This window comes from Halobacillus rhizosphaerae (assembly GCF_046719735.1).
Classification (GTDB): Bacteria; Bacillota; Bacilli; order Bacillales; family Halobacillaceae; genus Halobacillus_B; species Halobacillus_B rhizosphaerae.
In genome coordinates this window covers 25409-49482 of the sequence record NZ_JAUTWQ010000012.1, presented here as the reverse complement: position 1 = coordinate 49482, position 24074 = coordinate 25409, and the positions used below count along the sequence as shown (strand labels likewise).

The following is a 24074-nucleotide window of genomic DNA, read 5'->3' as shown; positions in this document are numbered from 1 at the left end:
TTTAAATTCAAACAATATTCTGACTATGAAATGTTATAGTAGGGTATATACACTATTACAAGGTTCCATGAGAGGAGAGATTTAGTGTTAACCAATTACAAGGTGGGAGAATTCTTTGATGAAATGATCGGAAAAAGCGGAGAGCCCAGAAATCACTATCAATGGTTTTATCAGCTTGTCCACCAATTCTCGGAACAGGAACTAAAGGAAAAGCACGAAACAGCACAGTTAAGCTTCCTGCGCCAGGGAATTACATTTACTGTTTATAACCATACAGGGAGTACAGAACGAACGATGCCCTTTGACTTTGTACCCATTATTATTCCCGATACAAAATGGGAAAAGGTGAAAAAAGGCATGAAACAGCGCATGTCCGCCCTCAATCATTTTCTGTCTGATGTTTACCATGACCAGAATATTGTGAAGGATGGCATCGTACCCGCTGAGCTGATTGAGCAGAATCCTTATTATTATCATAAACAGGTGGGGGGAGTAGACATCCCGTTAGATAACCATATCTTTCTTGCTGGAATTGATTTAATCAAGGATGAAAATGGCGATTATCGGGTGTTAGAAGATAATTTGCGGAACCCATCCGGAATGTCTTATGTATTCCAAAATCGTTATGTCATGAGACAAGTCTATCCTGAGTTGTTTTTTCAGCATTCGATCGAAACCCTCGAACAACAATTTTCAGAGCTTCACCAGGCCGTGATCAGCCACGTACCTAAAAATGCTAACCCTTCTAAGCCGCCGGCAGCGGTGCTCCTCACACCGGGTATGTACAATTCTGCTTATTATGACCATGTTTTTTTAGCTCAGCAAATGGGGATTGAACTGGTGGAAGGACGCGACTTAATTGTAAAAGATGATATTGTCTACATGAAAACCATCCGCGGGTTAAAACGAGTGGATATTATTTACAGAAGGATTGATGATGATTTTCTTGATCCAGAAGCTTTCCGTCCCGACTCGGCACTTGGGGTTTCAGGACTGTTGAATGCTTATCGTAAAGGAAATGTATCCATTCTGAATGGCATTGGTAACGGAGTAGCAGATGATAAAGCAATGTATGCCTATGTCCCTGACATGATACGTTACTACTTAGACGAAGAACCCATCATACCTAATGTGGAAACATACTTCCTGAGAGACCCGGAACAAATGGAATATGTGCTGGAGCATTTAGATAAATTAGTTGTAAAGAATGTGGGTGCCTCCGGGGGATATGACATGCTGATTGGTCCTCATGCGGAAGAGAGTGAGCGTGAACTCTTCAGGAAGAAAATTATCGAGAGTCCGTCGCAGTATATAGCCCAGCCCACCATAAAGCTGTCCCGTGCTCCTGCATACCAGGATGGTAAATTTTATCCATGTCACGTCGACCTTCGTGTATTCGTTATGAATGGTGAAACGACGCATGTGATGCCTGGCGGGTTGTCACGAGTTGCCTTGAAAGAAGGTTCGCTCGTTGTGAACTCTTCTCAAGGCGGCGGAGGAAAAGATACATGGATTCTTGCGGAAGGAGGCCAAGCCAATGCTTAGTCGAGTTGCTGATTCACTTTATTGGATGTCCCGAAATATCGAAAGAGCCGAAAACAATGCAAGAGCACTCAGCGTACAGCTGGTAAATATGCTGGAAGCTTCGGATCAGGATATGCTGGATCGCGATTGGGAAGAAGTGCTGGAGATTTCGGCATCGGCCGAGGATTACTACAACCGTTATGAACGGTTGGACCGCGATGCGATGATACATTATTTAACGATTAGTCCCGTAAACCTGAATTCTTTAGCAAACTGTATGAAATATGCCCGCGATAATGCCCGATCTACGAGAGAAATTATTCCGGACGAACTTTGGCAGAGCTTAAATCGATTTCATTTGGAGCAGAAAGGCTGGGAGGAACAGACGTTTACCATCCAGCATACTCAAGGGTATTTAAAGAATCTAATTACGGCCTCTATGACCGCCCAGGGAATTATTGAGTCCTCCATGTCACGCGGGAACCCCTATACGTTCATCAAAATCGGCAAATGGCTCGAGCGTGCGGAAAAAACGGCGCGAATTCTGAACGTCATTTGTGAAAAACACAGGAAAAGTACCCCTGGCGGAACTCATAGCTACTATTATTGGCTTACCGGCCTGCAAGTTCTAAATGGCTATGATGCTTATATTAAAGATAATCCTCCGACGATGGACGCGAAACCGGTGCTGCGATTTTTAATTGACGAACCTGCTTTTCCACGCTCAATCCGTTACTGTATGGACCATGTTTTAAGCGCTGTTCATAAATTGGAAGGTGGGAAAATTTCCAGCTATTCTGAGGAATTGTTTCAAATGCTGGCGACGATCGAAGAAGAGCTGGGGCGGACAAATATAGAAGAATTGGATATGGAAGAATTAATGAAGTTTCTCGATCATTTTCAAGATCGCTGCTATGCGGTAAGCCGCTTGTTTACAGAAACTTATTATTTAGTTGAGCCGGTGCATGTGACATGACACTGCTGCTCTAGGGGGATTTTACGGTGAAATACCAAATTGAACACACAAATACTTTCTACTATGAGAATTTTGTAGATCAGAGTATGAATCATATTAGGCTGAAACCTAGGACCGATGAATGTCAGCGATTACTGCTTTATCGGACAGAAATTAAGCCAAACTCCATGACAAAAGAACATATTGATTTATGGGGCAATCACGTGGAGACTTTTTTCATCCCTCAGAAGCATGAGCATCTTTCTGTGAAAACAATTTCAACAGTAAGCATTCAAAAGAGTCCATTTATACGAATGATTCGCTGTAATGACGAAATGAGATCAATTTTTAATTCAGATCTGTTCCATAATCATTATTTACCATATTTAAATGAAACGCCTTATACGTTTATGTACAAGGAGCAGTTAGAAGAAATCAACAATCTCATTGGCAGTTCGGATGATCCGATCCAATTTGCGCTGGATTTAATGGCATACATTAACCAATCGATCATGTATGATGGTATAGCCACTCAAGTCAATACGAAGGCTTTTGAAGCTTGGCCGTTAAAAGCCGGAGTGTGTCAGGATTATGCTCATATCATGATTGCTGTTCTTCGATCTGCTGGCATTCCTGCTAGGTACGTGAGTGGATATTTGTATGTAGGAGAAGACTCTGCTTTGATCGGTGATGCTGCCACACATGCCTGGGTGGAAATGATGGTCCCAGGAATCGGCTGGGTTGGCCTTGATCCTACGAATAATGTAGAGGCCCTCGAGCATCACATTCGAATTGGCACAGGCAGAGATTATGCAGACGTAAGTCCTTTGCAGGGCGTGTATCGTGGAGGCGGTCAAAACTTAGACGTGAAAGTAAGTGTAACGCTGCTGGATCACTAATGAGGTTCCCTTAACGGAAACTGTGTAAAACTTAGAGGCAGGGACAGAAGTCTTTTAGCCAATATAAAATCCGAACGATGAGGAAATGGTAATGTCATTCTTCCATCATCGTTCGGATTTTTTCTTGTAAAAGATGAAAATTCCAGTCGTTTCTGGACGGGGGATACTTACATTTCCTGTTTTATGTCCCAACTTCTTTCTGTTGAATAAGACACTTTCGACCTGGCATTAAAGATTAGCTTTTATTAGTTTTGATAACTTTCAGATGTTTTCGTCTGCAATTTAATCACATGATAGAGCCCGCCGGCAAGTGCTCCAGCTAAAGCGGGAATCATCCAGCTTAAATTTAATTCAAAGAAAGGAAGCTGACTGATCCACGGTGTCGCAAAAGATAGGTTCACTCCCATAGCATTCAATCCATCATACAAACTTACTATCGAAGTGAGTATAATTGCTCCCCGGTAAACATAAGGTGAATGATGGAAGAAGCGGCTGATAAAGGTCAGGATGATCAGCACAATGGCGATAGGATACACAAATACCAGCACAGGAACAGAATAAGCAATAATCTGATTGAGCCCTATATTGGCAATACTGAAGCTGAGCAGCGTAATCACCATAACCACTGTTTTATAGGATAGCTTAGAAATACGCTGAGAGAAAAACTGTCCACAGGCGACCGTTAATCCTACACAGGTAGTGAAACAAGCGAGAGCCACAATAATGCCCAATAATAAAGTACCAAGATCACCATAGATGATTTTAGCGGCCGCTGATAAAATGGCACTTCCATTATCATAACTTCCTTCAGTGGCCATTTTTGCCCCAATCCAGCCGATGGCTACATACACGCCGGTGAGACCGACAGCTGTCACTAAACCAGCTTGCAGCGTCTTAATGGTTAACTTTTTTTGATCATGGACACCGCGGTCTCGGAAGGAGGTAACGACAATAATTCCGAATGCTAAAGCACCAATAGCATCCATAGTTAAGTAGCCTTCAATAAAACCTGCGAAGAATGGCTGGGCTTGGTATTTTTCGCTTGGCGGCTGAATCGGTCCGTCTAGTAAGAAGAAGCTTCCCGCTACCAATCCTATAATAGCGATAAATAGAGCAGGAGTTAACCATTGACCGATACGGTCGATTAATTTAGATGGATTTAAGCTGACCCAATAAACCATTGTAAAGAAGATCACAGTAAATAGAAACAGTGTCCACGAAGAGGGACTGCTGAACCATGGAACGGCTCCCATTTCATACGCGACATTCGCAGCACGGGGAATTCCAAAGAAGGGACCAATGGCTAAATAGATGACCGAAGTGAAAATAATTCCAAACTTAGGATGAACACGTCCGGCTAATTCAATTGCTCCATTTCGAAAAAAGGAAATACCTGCGACAGTGATCACAGGAATCCCGACACCGGTGAGAACAAAACCGGAAATAGCCAAGAAATAGGAGCTTCCAGATTCCATACCGAGGGATACTGGGTAGATTAGATTGCCGGCTCCAAAAAACAGCGCAAACAGTGTAAAGCCAATAAATAGCGTATCTCTAAACTTCATAGGGGCTCCTCCTCCATAGATGTAATTATTCATATTCTTTGCGTAAAAAAAGCCATCCTGTCCAAGGATGAACTATATAGTAACGATTAATTTTTAAACGGATCGTTTCATCTGCAACGCCGTAAATACTATCAATGTCAAAAAATTATGTCAATCAATATTTTTAAATCGGCAGTGTTTGGAATTTTTTCCAATGAAGAAAGCGTTCTCTTTCTGAGGTCTAATGTTCATCTCAGAACAAGATAGTTTACAGGAGGGGAGGGGGCATATAAAATATGAATATCATTGTTACGCAAGCCTTAAACAAGGGAGACTACACATGATTGATTCGCTTTTGCTTCAATTTATGATTATTGGAACACTGGGGATCGGTTCCCAATGGCTTGCATGGAGATTTCGTCTGCCTGCCATAGTGATTATGTCCATTGCAGGGCTGCTTGCCGGACCTGTATTTGGACTGATGAACCCGGAACATGATTTCGGTGGATTATATGAACCGATTATATCTCTAGCAGTAGCTGTTATTCTTTTTGAAGGCAGCCTTAATTTAGATTTTAAAGAAGTGCGAGGGCTAGGACGTCCCGTTTTTCGAATCGTTACGTTCGGTGCTTTTCTAGGATGGATCTTTGGAGCTTTAGCCGCTCATTATGTTGCCGGGCTGAGCTGGGCGGTTGCCTTTGTTATTGGGGGACTATTTATCGTTACAGGGCCCACAGTCATTCTGCCGCTTCTGCGTCAGGCTAAACTGAAACCAAGACCGGCGAAGATCCTTAAATGGGAAGGGATTATTGTGGATCCGGTCGGTGCTTTACTGGCTGTGTTCGCATTCGAAATTATAAAGTTTCTGCTGGGTCACGACAGCAATCCGACTCAATTGTTATCCTTCCTGCTTGCCTCTATATTTGCAGTCATACTTGGCTGGGCATGTGGGAAAGGGGTAGGCTGGATGTTCGAAACGGGGTATGTTCCGGAGTTTTTGAAATCTCCCGTTGTCTTCACGGTCGTGATTGCCTGCTTTACTATAGCTGATGAAATCACTCATGAAACAGGATTGCTTTCTGTTACAGCCATGGGAATGACGTTAGCGAATATGCATATCTCTTCCATTGATGACATGAGACATTTCAAAGAAAATATCTCGCTATTATTAATTTCCACTATATTCATCATGCTGACGGCATCTTTAACTCAGGAAACCCTGCTGCAAATCTTCCATTTTCGTATTATTGGATTTGTATTGTTGATGCTGTTCATTGTCAGGCCGCTCTCTATCTTCCTGTCTACATGGAGGACAGATTTAACGAAAGCAGAAAAACTGCTGATCGGCTGGATTGCCCCTCGCGGCATAGTTGCTCTTACCGTTGCCAGCTATTTCGCCAGTGTGTTTGGAGATGCTGGATTTGATGATGCCAGCATCCTAATCTCGTTAACTTTTGCCCTTGTTTTTACTACAGTTGTTGCACATGGATTCTCTATTAGCTGGCTTTCCAAGAAACTTGGACTGTCCAACGAAGGGCCTCCTGGAGTTATCATTGCTGGTGGAAGTCAGTTCGCAACAAGGCTTGCGAAAACGTTCGAGGAATTGAAAGTACCTGTTCTCGTTTCCGATTCTTCATGGGAGCGGCTGACGCGGGTGAGATCAGCAGGAGTTAAAACCTATCATGGAGAAATCTTGTCCGAACAAACCGAGTACTATTTAGATATGACGCCTTATGAGTATCTGATTGCGGCGACAGAATTAGATTCTTATAATGCGCTAGTCTGCACCACGTTTGTCCCAGAGTTCGGCCGGAATAATCTCTTTCAGCTCACCTTGAGTAATCGTGAAGGAGATAACTTAGAAGATCTCGTTCACACCATAGGAGGGCGAGTTCTCTTTAAAGACGGCGTCTCCCTGGAAAAATTGAACGAGATGGTGGATCACGGATATGTGTTTAGGAAAACGAATATTACCGAACAATACGGATTTGAAAAGTATTTGGAGAATGTTGATGAAAGTGCAGTGCTAGTATGCATAAAAAAACCGTCCGGAAATATACAGTTCTTTAGTGAATACGGTGACTCCAGAGCTGAACCCTCTGATGTAGTAGTGGCCCTTACTCCCCCTAGTAAAGAATTTGAGAAAATTCAAGAGAAGCTGGAAGAACAGCGGAATGGGCAGAAGGATAAGAAAGATGCGTAACAAGAAGGCATAACTAAAGACTGGGAAGAAATCTTTTAATCCTTAATAAATCCGAACGATGATGAAATGTAATTTACATGATTCCATCATCGTTCGGATTTTTTGTCGTGTATTTTTAGCAAGTTTACAAAATTTATTTTGCTTTAGCCAGCTGTTGTTTTAAGTCCTTGAGTTCTTTTTCCATTCGGTCCAGCTGCTTCTCAGCGTTCTGGACATTGGCACCGTTTGCCTCAAGTTTATCCAAGTCTCCTTGGATCCGAATATAATCAGCTTTCAGAAATGTGATTTGATCTTCAATTTCCCTCTTGTTCATCTTCATCACTCCTTTCTTCTATTGTAGAAGACCTGTCAAGTAAGTATAATAATAGTAATTTTTAACAGGAGGGTAAAGGATGAACATAAAGAGTTTTCAAGATCCGTCACAGTTTGCGAGAGAAGCCGCACCTTTATTAATGGCTCAGGAGGCAGAGAATAACCTTCCTTTAGGAATTATGCATCGGTTACAAGAAGACCCGGCAGCCGTGGAAGATGTGTCCATGCTGGTCCTTTATGACGAAGAGGAACGTCCGGTGTACTTAACGCTAAGAACGCCGCCACACCTATGGATCCTTCCTTCCGTTACATCGGTAACCCGGCAGCAAGTCTGCTTTTTAACAGAGTATTTACGAACGGAGGCGCATGAAGTCCCGGGTATCTTAGGGGAGGAGAATGCGGTCCAGTGGTTTCTGGAAAGGTGGCAAGAGCTAACTGGACAGGAAACGGCACTGCAAATGCATCAGGGCATCTATCGATTAGATAAGCTTGAAGAGATACGGGAAGGGGAGGGGAAATTAATCCTCGCAGCAAGCGGCCAGGAAAAGTTGGTTGCCAAATGGCTGGAGCAATTCTCTATCGAAACGAATACCCCAGCGCCTCAAGATAGTGAGCAGCAAGCGAAAGAGATGATTGACGCTGAGCGAGTGTATTTATGGAAGAAGGGAGAAGAATTTGTTTCCATGGTCTGCCGCGCCCGCACCACTCCTCATGGTGCGACAGTAAACGGAGTGTTTACCCCGGATCAATTTAAGAAGCAAGGATATGCCAGTCAGGCCGTTTGGCAGTTATCGAATCTATTGCTAAGAGAAGGATTTTCGTTCTGTGCCCTCTATACGGATTTAGCAAACCCTACTTCTAATTCAATTTATAAGAAAATTGGCTATCAATGGATTGGTAATTCGAAAGTCTATCATTTTAACTAATTGCAATTATTGGAAAATATTACATTATTTAATCCGATTGGGAATTTTATAGAGGAATTGGAGGAAAACAAACATATAGACAGTTAAAGCGATCATACTTTCATGATCGCTTTCTTAATTTACCTCACTACAGAATTTACATAAATGGTACAAAATATTCGGAATAATGAGGTTTGGGCTGTTCGCTTGTTGTTCGGTATGATAATAGTAACTGGGCCTTCGTACTTATTCCCGCGCTCATCAGAGGAGGTAACAAACATTTGAAGCTATTCAAATTGATCGACAAAGCGATCTTAAAGCTTGAAGAATTCATTTTAAGCTATGCAGTTATTATCATCGCATTGATGGTCGTTGGGAAAGCCTTAAGCAGGGCGCTATTCAACTATTCCCCGCCATTTGCAGATGAAGTTAGTCAAATCTGTATCGTCGTGGCCACCTTTCTTGGAATTAGCTTTGCGGCAAGAAAAGGCCGGCATATCAGTATGTCTGCTTTTTATGATCTTGCACCCTTTAAAGTCCGCAAGATTCTTGCTATTTTCATTCCGGTTGTCACGGCTATTTTCCTATTTATACTTACCTATTATTCTTCCTTGTACGTGTTGGACGTTTATAACTCAGGGAGAGTAACACCGGCTCTGGAAATGCCGGCTTATTACTTATATATCTTCATTCCCATTGGTTTCTTGCTCGGAGGTATTCAATTTCTAAGAAACGCCTGGATTAATATTAAGGATCGGGAGTATGTTTATTTAGGAACGGATGCTAAGGACTATAATGACGAAGAGAAACGCGATGTAAACGAAGAAATCCACCTATAATGAATGGTTTCTTATTAACTAAACTCAATGTATGAAGAAAGGATAACAATATGATCGCGACCCTACTTACGATCATGGTGGTCCTGCTATTATTGAACTTTCCAATGATGATTCCGCTCATGGCAGCTCCATTAATTGTAATGTTCATTTATTTTCCTAATTTGGACCCTATGATTCTTATGCAGCAATTTTCTACCGGAATCGAACCTTATGTACTGTTAGCGGTTCCGTTATTTATATTTGCAGCAGATATTATGACAACAGGAAAGACTTCGAACCGACTGCTCGATTTTATTGGCTCGTTTATAGGTCATATTAGAGGAGGCTATGCCGTCACGACTGCGGCAGCGTGTACGTTGTTCGGCGCGATTTCAGGCTCGACTCAAGCTACGGTTGTTGCGATAGGAAAGCCGATGAGACAGCGATTATTAAAAATTGGCTATAAAGATCATACGGCCATTGCCCTTATCATTAATTCTAGTGATGTGGCCTTGCTAGTACCCCCTAGTATCGGAATGATCATTTATGGGCTTGTCTCGGGAACATCTGTCGGCGACCTGTTTATAGCGGGAATTATACCCGGAATTATTGTCTTCGTCTGCTTTGCTATTTATAGTGTGATTCACGCTAAAGTGACGAAGATCCCGCTTGCGGAGAAAGCTTCCTGGAGCGAACGCTTGAAAATGACGAGAAGGGCACTGTTTCCATTGGGCTTTCCCGTTATTATCATTGGCGGAATATACAGTGGGATCTTCAGCCCAACGGAAGCAGCAGGGATGTCTGTTCTGTATGCCTTTCTACTAGAAGTCGTACTATTCCGTTCCATTCATCTTAAAGAACTTCCCCGTATAGCGAGGTCGACAGGTCTTGTTACCTCTGCCGTATTTGTTCTGGTGGCAGGTGGACAAGCATTCACCTGGGTCATCTCCTTCGCAAGGATCCCGCAGATGATTTCAGAAGCTGTATTAGGAACCGATCCCAGCGGCATTTATGTGCTGTTCATGGTTACTATCTTTTTCTTTATCGGCTGTATGTTTGTCGATCCGATTGTCGTCATTTTGGTGTTAACGCCAATCTTTTATCCACCGGCGGTTGCTGCAGGTATTGATCCTGTGCACTTAGGGGTAGTCATTACCTTCCAGGCGGCTTTAGGTTCAGCAACACCACCGTTTGGAGTAGACATATTTACTGCAAGTGCTGTGTTTAATAAACCATACCTGCAAGTCATTAAGGGAACACCGCCTTATATTATCATGCTGGTGCTTATTTCTATTTTATTAATTTACTTTGAACAACTTTCACTCGCTTTTCTTTAAAGCAAAGCGTGGAGGTCTATTTATAAAAATTGGGAGGTCATCATTATTTTAAAAAAGAAGAGAGTATTAGGATTAGTGATGCTGTTTGTGTTGAGTCTAGTATTATCGGCCTGCGGAGGAAATGATGAAAGCAGCTCTGGCGGCAGCAGTGACGGGAAAACTTACAACTGGAAATTCGTAACGGAAGAAGTAAAAGGGCAGGTTCAATATGAGTATGCTCAGGAGTTTGCCAAACGAATGAAGGAGAAATCCGACGGAAATGTAAACATTCAAGTTTATGAATTTGGCGGTCTTGGCAGTGAAGTGGACCAGGTGGAACAATTGCAGAACGGAGCCGTACAAATGGCGGTTATGTCTCCAGGTTTTACAGGTAACATGGTGAAAGAGGGACAGATTTTCGCCTTGCATTTCTTATTTCCTGAAAGTGTGAAAACGACGCAAGAGATATTAAATACAAGTGAAGCCCTTAATACAGATTTGCGTAATAAATATGAAGAGCATAGCATTACGCCGTTATCTTACTGGACAGAAGGAGCCATGCAGTGGACCTCCAGTAAAAAAATTGAGAAACCTTCAGATTTTGAAAACTTTAAAATGAGGACCCAAACGTCTCCGCTTATTTTAAGATCTTATAAAGCGTATGGAGCAGATCCTACACCGATGAGCTGGTCGGAGCTTTATACAGCCCTTGATCGTGGTACGGTGGAAGGAGAGGAAAATCCAATCTTCTTTATCGGGGACGCTTCTTTTAATGAAGTACAAGATTATATGACTCTATCCAGTCACAATAACTACGTAGCCATGACTACCGTTAATAATGATTGGTACGAAAGTCTTCCTGATGATATAAGAGGTATGGTCGATGATACGACGAAGGAAATGCAGGATTGGGTCTTTAAAGAACAGAAGCAGCAAAATGAAGATTGGTTGAAAAAAATCAAAAATGATAAAGAAAATCCTACTGAGATTGTAGAATTAACGGATGAAAATCGCGAGAAATTCAAACAAGCAGCGAAACCTGTTCGCGATTATTATCGTAGTGATGTTTCTACTGTAGATGGTAAGATTTTAGATAAACTTCAAAAAGAAATTGATTCAGCATCAGGGGAATAACCATTTGTTTGGTTTCTTTTCCTAGGGTGGAATAGCATTAAAGGAAGTCATTTAGTTATGAATCCGAACGATGAGGGAATGTTACCAATGATTCCATCGTCGTTCGGATTTTTTGTTTCTTGAGGATCGATGGCGGACGTTACCGTTTTATTCCTCCACTGATTAAAGGAGAAAGAAAAGTGTGACATGTGTGTATGGAAGAGATAACATATTATTTTTGGAATTTTTAAAAAATATAAAGACTTTGTATGCGCTTTCAGTTATGATGAAGTAGAGGAGGTGGAAAAGGATGGAAGACTATCCGGTTCATTATGATGGAAGTGGTAAGATAGAGTTGAAAGAAGCACCTGACTCTCATCCTGTGGCAGAAGTAACTGACGAAGCAAGAAAAAATATAGGTGGGAACCCTTTTGAAATTAAATGAATCCCATCCTCGATTTGTCACTTAGACAAGTCTTTTTTTTTGGAACAAATAAATTGACTTGAATGAAACCGTCCTTTATGATGATATTCGTGTTCAGTTATCTTTAATTCAAGATAGTATTTTGTCATCTTGGATTTCATGAACATGAAGCTCAAATAGGAAGGTGAATGATTATGTCAAAAGTATTGTATATTACAGCTCATCCACACGATGAAACACAATCTTACAGCATGGCAGCGGCATCCGCATTTATCAATAAATATAAGGAAGTTAATGAGAGTGATGAGGTTGTTCATATAGATCTTTATAAAGAAAATATTCCTCACATAGATGCGGACGTATTCCAAGGCTGGGGGAAACTGCAGTCGGGGAAAGGTTTTGAAGAACTGAGTCAGTCCGAAAAAGAAAAAGTCGGACGCTTATCTGAACTAAGTGAGCAGTTTATTGACGCGGACAAATATGTATTTGTGACTCCTTTATGGAACTTCTCGTTCCCTCCTGTCATGAAAGCCTATATTGATTCCGTTGCTGTAGCTGGGAAGGCTTTTAAATATACGGAAGAAGGACCAGTTGGACTTCTTACTGATAAGAAAGCTCTTCACATCCAGGCCCGCGGAGGAATCTACTCTGAAGGACCGGCAGCTGGGATGGAAATGGGGGACCGTTACTTGCAAACGGTGATGAATTTCTTTGGCGTCCCTTCTTATGAAGGATTATTTGTCGAAGGTCATGCTGCGATGCCAGATAAAGCTGAAGATATTAAGCAGGATGGTATTAACCGTGCGAAGGATTTAGCGCAAACCTTTTAATAAAACTGCACGACACACAAAAGTAGTCTCTCTCAGAAAACTCGAACCCTACAGTGGTTCGGGTTTTTTCTATTAAGATACGGATTCCATTTACCTTAAAGGCAGATATGATAAAATGCATGTATCTTTATCTGCTTCTAAATTTTGAGCAGACTGTGGTTGGGGAGGAGAGATGGAATGAAATTTGTGTTACTATTCGGCCCCCAGGCAGTGGGCAAAATGACCGTGGGGCAAGAGCTTGCGAAAATTACAGGTCTTAAGCTTTTTCATAATCACATGACGATAGATTTACTGGAACCTCTTTATGGTTTTTCTGAGGAGATGTGGAGATTAACGCACTTGTTTCGCGAGGAAATATTCAAGTCCTTTTCTGCCAGCCATCATTATGGAATGATTTTCACTTATGTATGGGCGTTTGATCAGCAGAAAGATTGGGATGCCGTAGAAAATATGTCTGCGATTTTCAGTGCCCAGGGGGCCGATACTTATTTTGTAGAACTGGAAGCTGATATGGACGTTAGACTAGATAGAAATAAAACCCCTCATAGACTCCAGAACAAACCAACAAAGAGGAATCTTGAACAATCCGAACAGCATTTGAAAAGCACGATGAAAAAACTCCGGTTAAATTCTTACCCAGGAGAAATTGAGCAAGAGAACTATTTAAGGTTGAATAATGAACAGTTAACCCCTGAAATAGCTGCTCAGATGATTAAAGAACATTTCAACTTATAGGCTTGGATGATTCTGTCAATTTGTATGTATAGAAGGAGGGGGAGAAGATGAGCAGCCATTTAGAAGAACATTTAAGGGAGCTTGAAGAACGACATTTAAAGCTGGACGTTCGTAATTCCTATGAGCATCTTAATGCTATCCTCGCTGACGAGTTTTGGGAAATAGGAAGTTCAGGCTATCCATACGATAAGAAAGAATGCTTGGAGAGTGGTGTGGTCCTTTCGGAAATGACGCTGCACAATTTTAAGATTCAGTCATTAGCTGAAGGTGTAACTTTAACTACATATTTTGTCGCCGACCAGACAAGAAAAAGAAATACGCTGCGAAGCTCTATTTGGAAATATATCGATCAACGTTGGCAGCTTTATTTCCATCAGGGTACGATAACGGATTTGGAAGTCAATTGCAGTGAAGCACCTCAAACCGATCCAACTGACATCATGAAGGACAAAAAATCCGAACGATAAGGGAAGAATGGAGTACGTATTTCCTCATCGTTCGGATTTAATTTTAAAGACTTATTTTTCGTGTATTATTCTGATGAATTATTCACTTTCAGAAGGGGACCGGTATGCAAGCCACTCGTGGTAAAGATGACTTACAATTGCCTTAATAACAGCATAGGCAGGAATGGCAAACAGCAAGCCGATAAATCCTGCCAGACTTCCAGCCGCTAGAATAATCGTAATGATCGTAAGCGGGTGAATACTTAATGCCTTCCCCATAACGTTCGGAGAGACAAAGTTTCCTTCGATTTGCTGAGCAACCAGCATAATAATTACGACATACACGGCCATCATGGGATCCTGGAATAGACCGACAAGCATGGCAGGCAGAACGGCAAGAAATGGACCGATAAACGGGATAACATTCATTAGCATGGCGAACAGTGCGAGAGTAAGAGAATAAGGCAGGCCGATAATTAAATAACCGACAAGCAGAATGAGACCGACGACAATACTGACGGTCACCTGGCCTAAGATGAAGGCATTCAACGTATGGTCAATGGATCCTGCTAACCTTTCAAAGCTATCTCCAACTCTGCGTCCGAGAAACTGCTTCACAAACGGAACAAATTTCTCGCCATCTTTTAACATGAAGAATAAGAAGAACGGGACAAGCACAAGAGCAAATACAAAACCGATTAGCTGACTGATAAAGTTGATTAATATCTTGGAAGCATTTTGCAGGTAGCTTTGCAGATTATCTACAACACTGTTAATGGTGCTGTCAAATTGGCTGGGGATAATATCCTGATTCTGCTGCCAATAGTTAATACTGTCGGTAAACATATTAACCATAATTGGAAAATTATCAATTAACTTTGAGAATTGCTGCTGGGCTACAGGAGCGATAAATTGAGTGATTAAGAATCCAATGAAAATATAAAGCACAAAAATGGTTAATATAGCAAGAAGACGGTGAATTTTATTTCGTTCAAGGAAATGCAGCACCGGCCTTGAAATGTAAAATAGGATCCCTCCGCCAATTAGAGGAACGGCGATCGCTCCAATGTAAGTGAATATGGGCTGAAAGAAGAATCCAATCAGATGAATCATGTAAATAAGCAGGCTGACTAAAATGCCAACCACAATTGCTTGGAACCATCGTTTATGAATCAATTGCGACACACCTTTATGTAAAAAATTTGGGATCTTACTTAATGTTCGAGATTCCAGCAAATAATTCCTGTTATAAGTTTACTTTATTCTAATCTATTTATAAACTTAAGAAAAGCATAAGCATGCTTGTACGGACAGAGATCGCCCTTGATGATCTCTTCTACCCCGTAAAGAATGGAACAGCAATTAGAACTTAAGGAGGAACAGTGTGATGAAAGAAGATTTACTGCAGAGATTTACATCTTATGTGAAAATTAATACGCAATCAGATGAAAGTGTAGATAGTACACCGTCTACAGAGGGGCAATTGATCCTCGCCAATCAACTGGTTCAAGAATTAAAAGATATTGGCATGGAAGAGGTTGAAATGGACAGGTACGGTTATGTGATGGCTTCTTTGCCTGCCAATACAGAGAAGGAAGTCCCTGTGATCGGTTTTCTTGCCCATGTGGATACGGCGACTGATTTTACAGGGGCGGGTGTGAACCCTCAGGTGGTTGAAAATTATCAGGGCGGCGGCATTCCACTGAACGAAACTGTAACTCTTTCTCCTGAAGATTTTCCTGAGCTTGAGGGATATATAGGTCATACGTTAATTACAACGGATGGAACGACTCTTTTAGGTGCGGACAATAAAGCCGGAGTGACCGAAATAATGACAGCCATGGATTATTTAATTCAGCATCCTGAAATCAAGCACGGCAAAATAAGAGTAGCCTTTACACCGGATGAAGAAATTGGACGCGGTCCGCACAAATTTGACGTCGATCGTTTTGGAGCCTCCTATGCTTATACAGTGGATGGCGGCCCGTTGGGTGAATTGCAATATGAGAGCTTTAATGCTGCGATGGCGAAAGTAACTTTTAATGGAAATAGTGTTCACCCAGGTACTGCAAAAGATAAAATGGTCAACGCGGTAAAGCTGGCTATGCAATTTAACGAGGGGCTTCCAGCTGGACAGGCACCTGAACATACAGAGGAGTATGAAGGCTTCTTCCACTTGAATTCATTTGAGGGAGATGTAGAAAAGACGCAGCTAGTTTACCTCATTCGTGATCATGATAAGGAGAAGTTCGCGGAGAAGAAGCAAACCATGCTGCAGATCGCAGACCGTTTGAGAGAAGAGTATGGGGAGAACAGCATTTCTCTGGAAATGAAGGATCAATATTACAATATGGGTGATAAAATCAGGCCCGTAAAAGAAATCGTAGATAAAGCAAGTAAAGCCATGAAGAATATAAATATCGAACCACTCGTGAAACCAATCCGTGGAGGTACAGACGGTTCCCAGCTCTCCTATATGGGTCTTCCTACACCGAATATCTTTACCGGGGGAGAGAATTTCCATGGGAAGTTCGAATATGTTTCCCTCGATAACATGGAAAAAGCCACTCAAGTTATTGTAGAAATTTCCCGCCTCTTTGAAGAAGAAGCGTAAGCGGAAAACTCAACGGCTGGAAGGGTCCGCAGCCTCTTAATCAAACGTTTGTTTAAGGCACGGCGAACCGTAAAATAAGACGAAGAAGAAAGATCTGGCAGCTTCTTGCTAAAGTCTATTTGTATGAACCGTGTATAACACTATTCCTATTTATCATACTAAGTTTAGGATGGATTCAACGAAAACATTAGATTGACAAAACACGGTGGCATGCTATGATTAAGTTAGAATTTAGCATTTCCTAAAGGGGAGTAGCTGTACAATAGAGTCGTCATTCCGGGAAGCATCCCCGGCTCTATTGGCAACGGACGTTGTTAGCGAGACCTTTACCCACCGTGGTAAAGGTCTATTTTTTATGGTCTTTACCTCAGTGGCAGGTAAGACCATTTTTTTATACAAAAAAGGAGAGAGATGCATGGAGGCACAATTATTGATCGAATACGGGTGGGTGCTGCTGGTACTTGTTGGCTTAGAAGGAATTCTGGCGGCTGACAATGCCTTAGTACTGGCAATTATGGTAAAACATTTACCAGATAATAAGCGGAAGAAAGCCTTGTTTTACGGACTTTTTGGAGCTTTTATTCTCCGATTTGGATCATTATTCGTCATATCTTTCCTGGTGGACGTCTGGCAGGTTCAGGCCTTGGGTGCCGCCTATCTCCTGTTTATTTCCATCAAGCATTTAGTGGATAAATGGAGGAAAAATCGAGAAGGACAGGTGGAAGAAGAGGAAGAGGATAAAAATGCTGCCAGTGGTTTCTGGGCAACCGTTTTTAAAGTGGAAATTGCCGATTTAGCTTTTGCTGTAGATTCAATACTTGCTGCGGTTGCTTTAGCCGTTTCTCTTCCAGAAACGAATCTCCCGAGTATCGGAAGTCTGGATGCTGCCCAGTTCATTGTAGTGCTGGCCGGAGGAATGATTGGGATTATTATCATGAGATTTGCGGCAAACGTATTTGTCGATCTGCTGCATTCCCGTCCAGGGTTAGAAATTGCAGCTTTTGTCATTGTCGGCTGGGTAGGGGTGAAGCTGGCTGTTTCTACACTCGCACATCCCAATATACATGTGATTGACGAGCACTTTGCCCATTCCGTGTTATGGAAGGTCATATTTTATGGTGTGCTCGTGATGATTGGCAGTCTAGGCTGGTTCTTATCCAAAAAAGAAAAGGAATGAAATCGGGACGCTGTTTGAGGTTTGCATGGAGAAGGAAGCTGAAAGTTTGTGATTGAGCTCAAACAGAGTAAAATGTGGTTAAGATTATTAATAAAAGGGGGCGTAGGTATGGGGAAAGCGTCAACCCAACCATCGGAGCAATTTCACTACATTAAAAATAGAATTCAAATGCTGAGCCAAGTGGTTTCAACTATGGATCCTGAGCAAGTAGATATGGATGATTTTACTCGAGTCCTTGACATGATTCAGCAGCTGCAAATGAAAATGGAGCGATTTAAGAAGGACTGGGAAAGTAATTAAATGAGACGTGAACTATTTTTATAAGTGAGGAGATATCTCTATGTCATGGGAATGAAGCTCCTGCAAACAAAATAGTTATCATTCAGTCGAATACGGATTACAATTGAGCTAGATGATCGGAAAGTGAGGGATATTTAATGACGCTGCATCATTTTCATTTAAAAGCGGATTGGCCCGGCGGCCGAAATGAAGTGGGCTGGATCGAAGCAGATAAATTAAAAACGAAAATATCTATTCCTAAAGAAATGAATGGACCAGAAGTAGGTACAAATCCTGATGAAATGTTATTAGGAGCTGCTGCTACTTGTTATATTATTAGTCTGGCAGCAATGATTGAGCGGGCGAATTTACCCTTGAAAGAAATGAACATGGATTCGGAAGGGGTTGTAGATGTAACCGACGGAGTGTTTACGTACCAAAAAATTATTCATAAACCGCGCGTGGTCTTAGCGAAGAGTGCAACAGAAAACGATTTGAAGAAGCTTAATCAATTAGTGAAAAAAGCAGAAAAAAGCTGTATGATATCCAAAGCCATTCAAGGCAACGTAGAATTAGAATTGCAGCCAGATACTCAAATTGAATCTTAGGTAAAAGAGGGGGAGATGAAATCCCCACATTTAATGACAATCAATTAAGGAATTGCAAAGATTTACTCTGAATGACCGCTCCGGAAATACACTCCGCTTTTCGCTGGCGGCTGGTTTGCCTCCTCGTGCTCCGCACTGTGGGGTCAAACCTAGGCCATCCTCCCGCAGAAGTCTCCGTGTATTTCCTACGCTGGAATGGTTTTATTTTCACTTTCATTTTACTTTGTGCAACAGAGGAGCCTGAGTAATAAAATGTTGGAACCGTCTATAAATCTTTCTTCATGCAGGATGAAAAATCCGAACGATGATGGAATCAGGGCGTTACATTTCATCACCGTTCGGATTAAATTATGCCTATAAGACCTCTGTCTCAGTCTCTTTCAGGCAATTTAGAATACATAGACGCGTGCCTCGTAAGGAAGAAGGGTTACACTTTGGATGTTGTTGTGTTTTTCTGCCTCTCTATTCGATAGAGCGAGTGCTTGATTACTTAAGCTTTTGTTCCCTTTAAATACAGCTTCCTGCGCAGTTAAGTTAGTCATGACCAGGGCTTGCTTCTCTCCCAGCGTCCGAGTGTAGGCATAAATCTGCGGATCTTCTTCCATGAGGAGGTCATAGCTTCCATAAGTAAACAGATCATACTGCTTTTTCAAACGTATCATAGCTTTGTAGTAGTTTAAGATGGAAGCGGGGTTGTCAAGCTGATCCTCTACATTAATCTCTGTATAGTTACTATTGATCTTGAGCCACGGCTTGCCTGTAGTAAACCCAGCTTTATCTTTGCTGTTCCACTGCATAGGAGTACGGCTGTTATCGCGGGAAGTTTTCCAAAGAACTTCCATGATCTCATTATGAGGCAACCCTTCCGCCTTTTTATTTTCGTAAAGGTTTTTAGCTGCAACATCGTCATAATCTTCTATAGAAGGGAAGGAGAAGTTAGTCATTCCAATTTCCTGCCCCTGATAAATGAACGGTGTACCCTGCATTAGGAAATACATGGTACCAATAGCTGTGGCACTTTCACGCCAGTATTTCCCGTCATCGCCCCAAGTCGAAACGACGCGGGGTTTATCATGATTTTCAACAAAAAGAGCGTTCCAGCCGTCTCCTTCGAGACCTTTCTGCCAGCGAGTCAGAGCCTGCTTAAGTGCAGGGATATCAAGCTGCTGATCTCCATCCTGTTCCCAAAGGTCTAAATGTTCAAATTGAAAGACCATGTCCATTTTTCCTTCTTTTCCTACCCACCTGTAAGCATCGTCAGCGCTGACTCCGTTAGCTTCTCCTACAGTCATGGCATCATAATTATCATAGGTTTGCTCTTTAAATTCTTGCAGGAATGAATGGATCCCTTCCTGATTCATATGCATATCAAAGGAGGATACATAGTCAGTTTGGTCAGGATTGGGTAAGTCTGGCAATCCTGGCCGTTTTTTAATGTGGCTGATGGCGTCAATTCTGAAGCCGTCAATCCCTTTATCCAGCCACCAATTGACAGTGTCATAGAGAGCTTCACGCACTTCTTTGTTTTCCCAGTTTAAATCAGGCTGCTTCGTAGAAAAAACATGGAGATAATATTGATCTGTTTTCGAATCGTATTCCCAGGCGGACCCGCCGAAGATACTCTCCCAGTTGTTCGGTTCTTTCCCGCCTTTACCGTCCCGCCAAATATACCAGTCGCGTTTTGGGTTATCCTTAGAGGAACGTGATTCAATAAACCACGGATGCTCATCACTCGTATGATTTAAGACAAGATCAATAATCAGCTTCATTCCGCGTTTATGTACTTGCTGAAGAAGCCGGTCGAAGTCATCCATGGTACCAAACTCTTCTAAAATATCCCGGTAGTCGGAAATATCATATCCGTTGTCATCTTTAGGGGATTTATACATGGGACAGATCCAGATGAAGTCTATTCCTAAATCCTGCAGGTAATCCAGACGCTCGATCATCCCTTGGATATCCCCGATGCCATCACCATTGGAATCCTGAAAACTTTGCGGGTATACCTGATAGCCGATTGCTTCTTTCCACCAAACTCTTTCCATAAAAAAACCTCTTTTCCATAATAGATTTCTGCCGTCCAGTTATCGGATTTCCTGATCCGTTTGATACGATCCACTAAGATGTCTTTATTTACAGCGGTTGTCTTCATTGTACATGAACGTCCCTTTTTATGATGAATTCTAAATGAGGTGGGATCCTGGCCGATCCTCGCTTATGGGAATACAAAAACCCCATTAATTAATGCAATCGGTTGCATTAATATTTTAGAATTACCTTATTATCTGTAAGGTTAATTACACTATTTTAGTGAAGCAATCGATTTCATTAATAGATTTATAGTAGCGGATATCGGAAGTTTTTACAATCTCTTTTAGAGACCGATAAGAAAAAGGGGATTTGGCACAATTCTTACGGTGGAGACTTAGGGAGGTGGAAAAGATCAAGAGAAATGGGGCGGGTGAAGAGGCAGGCTCCACCTCACTCCAATTTACTTTTGTTTTTATGATTGTTCGTCCAGCTTGTTTAACAAGTTGTCTAGCTTCTGGGAAATCCTAATCACTTCTTCATAATCATTAGCATGGTTATAAACTTCATACATTTTTTGTCTGATGTCTTCAATTTTCTGTTCTAATAGAATTTTATCAATCATTTGGGGTCCTCCAATAAATAACTTATTCTTTATTTTCCCGATTTAATGACTCTTCTAACAGGATATTGTCGAATAATAAACAATTTGTACATCAGTGAAATGATCTTCCTACCCCATACCAAAAATGTGAGGAACCACTATTTAAAGTAGTTAAAAAGGAGGGGGGTCTGCTTTCCAAATAAAGTTCGTCTTCCATTTGACCGCAATACATAAGTAGCAAACTTCTTCCAGCTTTTGTTGGTATACTTCACTCCTTGTTCTTAGTATAATGGGAACAAACGTTCTTGTAAATAGGAGAGTGGTCACTATGAAGGGCATATTATGCCGATCTCTTGAACAAAAACTAAAGCTAACCTTAATTTATATGGATTCTTCTGGACGTTTGTCTCAGAGAACCATTCGAGTCATTGGGGTTAGAGAAGAAGACGTTCTTGCTTTCTGTTACATGAAAAAACAGGTGAGGACGTTTAAGCAGAAGAATATTTTAGCTGCGCATCCTTGTCAGGGGACTCTTCGGAAGGGGAAGTCTATATAAGGTGTTGCGCTGTGTTAGGGTAAACAGCTGGTTTTGCCGGCAGTCAGATAAGCGGATGGATTGCGAGTTCTGTTTATTTCCTATATATTTATAGTATTACAACTGAATACAGAATCCTTCGGGGTCGGGTGAAAATCCCAGCCGGCGGTAATGAACGATTTTGTTCTGAGCCCGCGACGGGGAAACAGTGGCATTCACGTTTCCTCCTGATTTGGTGCATATTCCAAAGCCGACAGTTACAGTCTGGATGGGAGAAGGAGCGAGAACATAATTGGTACAGGTGTTGTTTTTTTACATGTACCCTTTATTTAGTGTACTTAAATTTTTAAGTCATTCAGGACCCTGGGGAAGTATGTCTTCTTCAGGGTTTTTTTGTTCGCTTTTTTAAAGACCGACCTGTCTAGTATTTTACTCATATTAAGGGGTGAGCGCGTGAATCGAGATGAGCATTATATGGCATTATCTATTCAAATGGCAAAAGAGACGAAAGGCCAAACGAGTCCGAACCCATCCGTGGCTGCCCTGGTCATTCATGATAATCAGGTGGCTGGTATGGGGGTGCACGTGAAAGCGGGAGAGCCTCACGCGGAAATCCATGCTCTAAGGATGGCAGGACAAAAGGCAGAGGGGGCAGAAATCTATGTCACGCTTGAACCTTGCAGCCATTTTGGTAAAACTCCCCCGTGTGCCCAGGCGATCATTGACGCCGGTATTTCACGAGTGATTATTGCTTCTCATGATCCTAATCCGAAAGTGGCCGGACGCGGGGTTGAGATGATGAGGCAGGCAGGAATTGAAGTGAAAGAACAGGTTTTAAAAGAAGAAGCCGATCGTTTAAATCACGTGTTTTTTCATTTTATCCAAACTTCAGAGCCTTATGTTCGGTTAAAGTCTGCAATGAGTCTTGATGGAAAGATTGCCACTTCATCAGGGGAAAGTCAGTGGATCACCGGAGAGGAAGCGCGGCGGGACGGTCATCAATACCGGCATCAATCTGATGCGATTCTAGTTGGTGTAAATACGGTTTTAATGGATAATCCTAAGTTAACGGCAAGGATCGAAGGCGGCGGAAAGAATCCGGTCCGCATAGTACTCGATACCAATCTCCGGACTCCGCCTTCTTCGCAAATCATTCAGAGCGATGACGCCCCGACTTGGATATTTACCGGTAATCAATTAAAGGAGGATCAGCTCCAACCGTTTCGGAGATTTTCTCATGTGAAGATTATTCCGCAAAAGGGTTCTAAAGTATTCGTGGAACAAGTGCTGCAGTACCTGGGTGAACAGCAACTAACTTCTCTATTAATCGAAGGCGGGGGAACGGTAGCTGACGCATTCGTACGGGCGAATAAAGTAAACGAAACGATTACTTATCTTGCTCCGAAGCTAATTGGCGGCAAACACGCCTTAACTCCTGTGGCAGGAGAAGGAATAAAGCAGCTGAAAAATGTAGAATCATTTGAGATTGAAACCTTCGAACAGCTTGGTGAAGATATGAAAATTGTTTCGGTGAAGAAGGAGGGGTCCTGAATGTTTACAGGAATTGTAGAAGAAATTGGAACCGTAAAAGCCATTACTAGCAAAACGGAATCGCTGGAATTGAATATTCAGGCCAAAGAAGTTCTTACCGATGTGGAGCTTGGGGCAAGTATCTCTATAAATGGTGTTTGTTTAACCGTAACCAGCTTTACGGAGCGGGACGTACAATTTGATGTGATGCCCGAAACCTTCCGTGCTACTAACCTGCATCAATTAAAGCAGGGAAGTAAAGTGAATCTGGAACGGGCAATGGCAGCAAATGGACGATTTGGCGGACACTTAGTTTCAGGCCATGTCGACGGGACGGGTACCATTGTTTCTAAGAAGCCCGAATCCAATGCGGTTTATTATGAAATTGAAATGCCCTCGGACCTTAGCAGCTATTTTGTGCATAAAGGCTCCATTACAGTCGATGGCACAAGCCTAACCGTATTCGGTGCCGTGGATAACAAGGTGACTATATCCTTGATCCCGCATACGATGGAGCATACGATATTAGGCGTAAAAGCTCCCGGTGATCAAGTGAACATAGAAATCGATATGCTGAGTAAATATGTGGCCCATTTTTTAAAGAACGATAAGCAGGAAGAACAAGGCTCTAACATCACTAAAGAGTTTCTGAAAGGGAACGGATATGCATAAAAA

Annotated in this window: 24 protein-coding genes and 1 riboswitch; of the genes, 19 read left to right on the top strand and 5 right to left on the bottom strand. The window is 42.0% G+C overall.

Annotated elements, in window-relative coordinates; all coding sequences use genetic code 11:
- Window positions 1-84: 84 nt before the first annotated feature.
- Genes Q7A53_RS14165 through Q7A53_RS14155 form a run of 3 tightly spaced genes read left to right on the top strand, consistent with a single transcriptional unit; the run spans window position 85 to window position 3378 of the window.
- Complete coding sequence (locus Q7A53_RS14165; protein WP_411789829.1) at window positions 85-1545, top strand: circularly permuted type 2 ATP-grasp protein; 1461 nt, start codon at window positions 85-87, stop codon at window positions 1543-1545.
- Window positions 1538-2500, top strand: coding sequence for an alpha-E domain-containing protein (locus tag Q7A53_RS14160; RefSeq protein WP_411789828.1), 963 nt, complete (start codon window positions 1538-1540; stop codon window positions 2498-2500). Before Q7A53_RS14165 ends, Q7A53_RS14160 begins: the two co-directional genes overlap by 8 nt.
- Before the next feature lie 26 nt (window positions 2501-2526).
- On the top strand, window positions 2527-3378 hold the full coding sequence (locus Q7A53_RS14155; RefSeq protein WP_411789827.1) for a transglutaminase family protein: 852 nt from the start codon (window positions 2527-2529) through the stop codon (window positions 3376-3378).
- 245 nt (window positions 3379-3623) lie between these two features.
- Here the strand turns inward: Q7A53_RS14155 and brnQ are convergent, their stop codons facing one another.
- Window positions 3624-4943, bottom strand: coding sequence for a branched-chain amino acid transport system II carrier protein (gene brnQ, locus Q7A53_RS14150; protein ID WP_411789826.1), 1320 nt, complete (start codon window positions 4941-4943; stop codon window positions 3624-3626).
- 319 nt (window positions 4944-5262) lie between these two features.
- Between brnQ and Q7A53_RS14145 the strand changes: the two genes are divergently transcribed.
- Entirely contained in the window at window positions 5263-7125 is a 1863-nt protein-coding gene (locus Q7A53_RS14145; RefSeq protein WP_411789825.1) for a cation:proton antiporter, read from the top strand.
- Window positions 7126-7258: 133 nt separating this feature from the next.
- On the opposite strand, the gene Q7A53_RS14140 is transcribed toward Q7A53_RS14145, so the two are convergent.
- On the bottom strand, window positions 7259-7438 hold the full coding sequence (locus Q7A53_RS14140; protein WP_411789824.1) for an SE1832 family protein: 180 nt from the start codon (window positions 7436-7438) through the stop codon (window positions 7259-7261).
- 79 nt (window positions 7439-7517) lie between these two features.
- Between Q7A53_RS14140 and Q7A53_RS14135 the strand changes: the two genes are divergently transcribed.
- The 8 genes from Q7A53_RS14135 (at window position 7518) to Q7A53_RS14100 (ending at window position 14045) form a co-directional block, all read left to right on the top strand.
- A complete protein-coding gene (locus Q7A53_RS14135) occupies window positions 7518-8363 on the top strand; it encodes a GNAT family N-acetyltransferase (RefSeq protein WP_411789823.1) in 846 nt (281 codons plus the stop codon).
- 260 nt (window positions 8364-8623) lie between these two features.
- Window positions 8624-9181: a TRAP transporter small permease gene (locus tag Q7A53_RS14130; protein ID WP_411789822.1), complete on the top strand. Its 558-nt coding sequence runs from the start codon at window positions 8624-8626 to the stop codon at window positions 9179-9181.
- A gap of 50 nt (window positions 9182-9231) precedes the next feature.
- Complete coding sequence (locus Q7A53_RS14125; protein WP_411789821.1) at window positions 9232-10497, top strand: TRAP transporter large permease; 1266 nt, start codon at window positions 9232-9234, stop codon at window positions 10495-10497.
- Window positions 10498-10575: 78 nt separating this feature from the next.
- A complete protein-coding gene (locus tag Q7A53_RS14120; protein ID WP_411789820.1) occupies window positions 10576-11610 on the top strand; it encodes a DctP family TRAP transporter solute-binding subunit in 1035 nt (344 codons plus the stop codon).
- A 289-nt stretch (window positions 11611-11899) separates the two neighbouring features.
- Entirely contained in the window at window positions 11900-12034 is a 135-nt protein-coding gene (locus tag Q7A53_RS14115; protein ID WP_411789819.1) for a hypothetical protein, read from the top strand.
- A 173-nt stretch (window positions 12035-12207) separates the two neighbouring features.
- Window positions 12208-12843: an FMN-dependent NADH-azoreductase gene (locus tag Q7A53_RS14110; protein WP_411789818.1), complete on the top strand. Its 636-nt coding sequence runs from the start codon at window positions 12208-12210 to the stop codon at window positions 12841-12843.
- Between the two features lie 177 nt (window positions 12844-13020).
- Window positions 13021-13578 carry an AAA family ATPase gene (locus Q7A53_RS14105; RefSeq protein WP_411789817.1) on the top strand — a complete coding sequence of 186 codons (558 nt, stop codon included), beginning with the start codon at window positions 13021-13023 and terminating at the stop codon, window positions 13576-13578.
- A gap of 47 nt (window positions 13579-13625) precedes the next feature.
- Entirely contained in the window at window positions 13626-14045 is a 420-nt protein-coding gene (locus Q7A53_RS14100) for a nuclear transport factor 2 family protein (protein WP_411789816.1), read from the top strand.
- Window positions 14046-14123: 78 nt separating this feature from the next.
- Here the strand turns inward: Q7A53_RS14100 and Q7A53_RS14095 are convergent, their stop codons facing one another.
- Entirely contained in the window at window positions 14124-15200 is a 1077-nt protein-coding gene (locus Q7A53_RS14095; RefSeq protein WP_459178595.1) for an AI-2E family transporter, read from the bottom strand.
- A gap of 211 nt (window positions 15201-15411) precedes the next feature.
- Between Q7A53_RS14095 and pepT the strand changes: the two genes are divergently transcribed.
- The 4 genes from pepT (at window position 15412) to Q7A53_RS14075 (ending at window position 18702) form a co-directional block, all read left to right on the top strand.
- Window positions 15412-16638 carry a peptidase T gene (pepT, locus tag Q7A53_RS14090; RefSeq protein WP_411789815.1) on the top strand — a complete coding sequence of 409 codons (1227 nt, stop codon included), beginning with the start codon at window positions 15412-15414 and terminating at the stop codon, window positions 16636-16638.
- 415 nt (window positions 16639-17053) lie between these two features.
- The gene (locus Q7A53_RS14085) at window positions 17054-17815 is read left to right on the top strand and encodes a TerC family protein (RefSeq protein WP_411789814.1); all 762 of its coding nucleotides are present in this window, start codon (window positions 17054-17056) and stop codon (window positions 17813-17815) included.
- A gap of 108 nt (window positions 17816-17923) precedes the next feature.
- Complete coding sequence (locus Q7A53_RS14080; RefSeq protein ID WP_411789813.1) at window positions 17924-18115, top strand: SE1561 family protein; 192 nt, start codon at window positions 17924-17926, stop codon at window positions 18113-18115.
- A gap of 137 nt (window positions 18116-18252) precedes the next feature.
- Window positions 18253-18702 (top strand): OsmC family protein, encoded by a 450-nt coding sequence (locus Q7A53_RS14075; RefSeq protein ID WP_411789812.1) that lies wholly within the window; start codon window positions 18253-18255, stop codon window positions 18700-18702.
- Window positions 18703-19091: 389 nt separating this feature from the next.
- Here Q7A53_RS14075 and Q7A53_RS14070 read toward each other — a convergent pair whose 3' ends face one another.
- Together Q7A53_RS14070 and Q7A53_RS14065 are read right to left on the bottom strand one after the other, a co-directional pair.
- Window positions 19092-20747: a glycoside hydrolase family 13 protein gene (locus tag Q7A53_RS14070; protein ID WP_411789811.1), complete on the bottom strand. Its 1656-nt coding sequence runs from the start codon at window positions 20745-20747 to the stop codon at window positions 19092-19094.
- A 458-nt stretch (window positions 20748-21205) separates the two neighbouring features.
- Window positions 21206-21355 (bottom strand): Spo0E family sporulation regulatory protein-aspartic acid phosphatase, encoded by a 150-nt coding sequence (locus tag Q7A53_RS14065; protein WP_411789810.1) that lies wholly within the window; start codon window positions 21353-21355, stop codon window positions 21206-21208.
- Window positions 21356-21662: 307 nt separating this feature from the next.
- On the opposite strand from Q7A53_RS14065, the gene Q7A53_RS14060 reads away from it, so the two are divergent.
- From Q7A53_RS14060 to ribE, 3 genes are all read left to right on the top strand, one after another.
- On the top strand, window positions 21663-21890 hold the full coding sequence (locus Q7A53_RS14060) for a hypothetical protein (RefSeq protein ID WP_411789809.1): 228 nt from the start codon (window positions 21663-21665) through the stop codon (window positions 21888-21890).
- A gap of 110 nt (window positions 21891-22000) precedes the next feature.
- Window positions 22001-22153: riboswitch (FMN riboswitch) on the top strand.
- A gap of 169 nt (window positions 22154-22322) precedes the next feature.
- Window positions 22323-23420, top strand: a complete 1098-nt coding sequence (ribD, locus tag Q7A53_RS14055) for a bifunctional diaminohydroxyphosphoribosylaminopyrimidine deaminase/5-amino-6-(5-phosphoribosylamino)uracil reductase RibD (RefSeq protein WP_411789808.1) — start codon at window positions 22323-22325, stop codon at window positions 23418-23420.
- Window positions 23421-24071 carry a riboflavin synthase gene (ribE, locus tag Q7A53_RS14050; RefSeq protein ID WP_411789807.1) on the top strand — a complete coding sequence of 217 codons (651 nt, stop codon included), beginning with the start codon at window positions 23421-23423 and terminating at the stop codon, window positions 24069-24071.
- Window positions 24072-24074 lie beyond the last annotated feature (3 nt).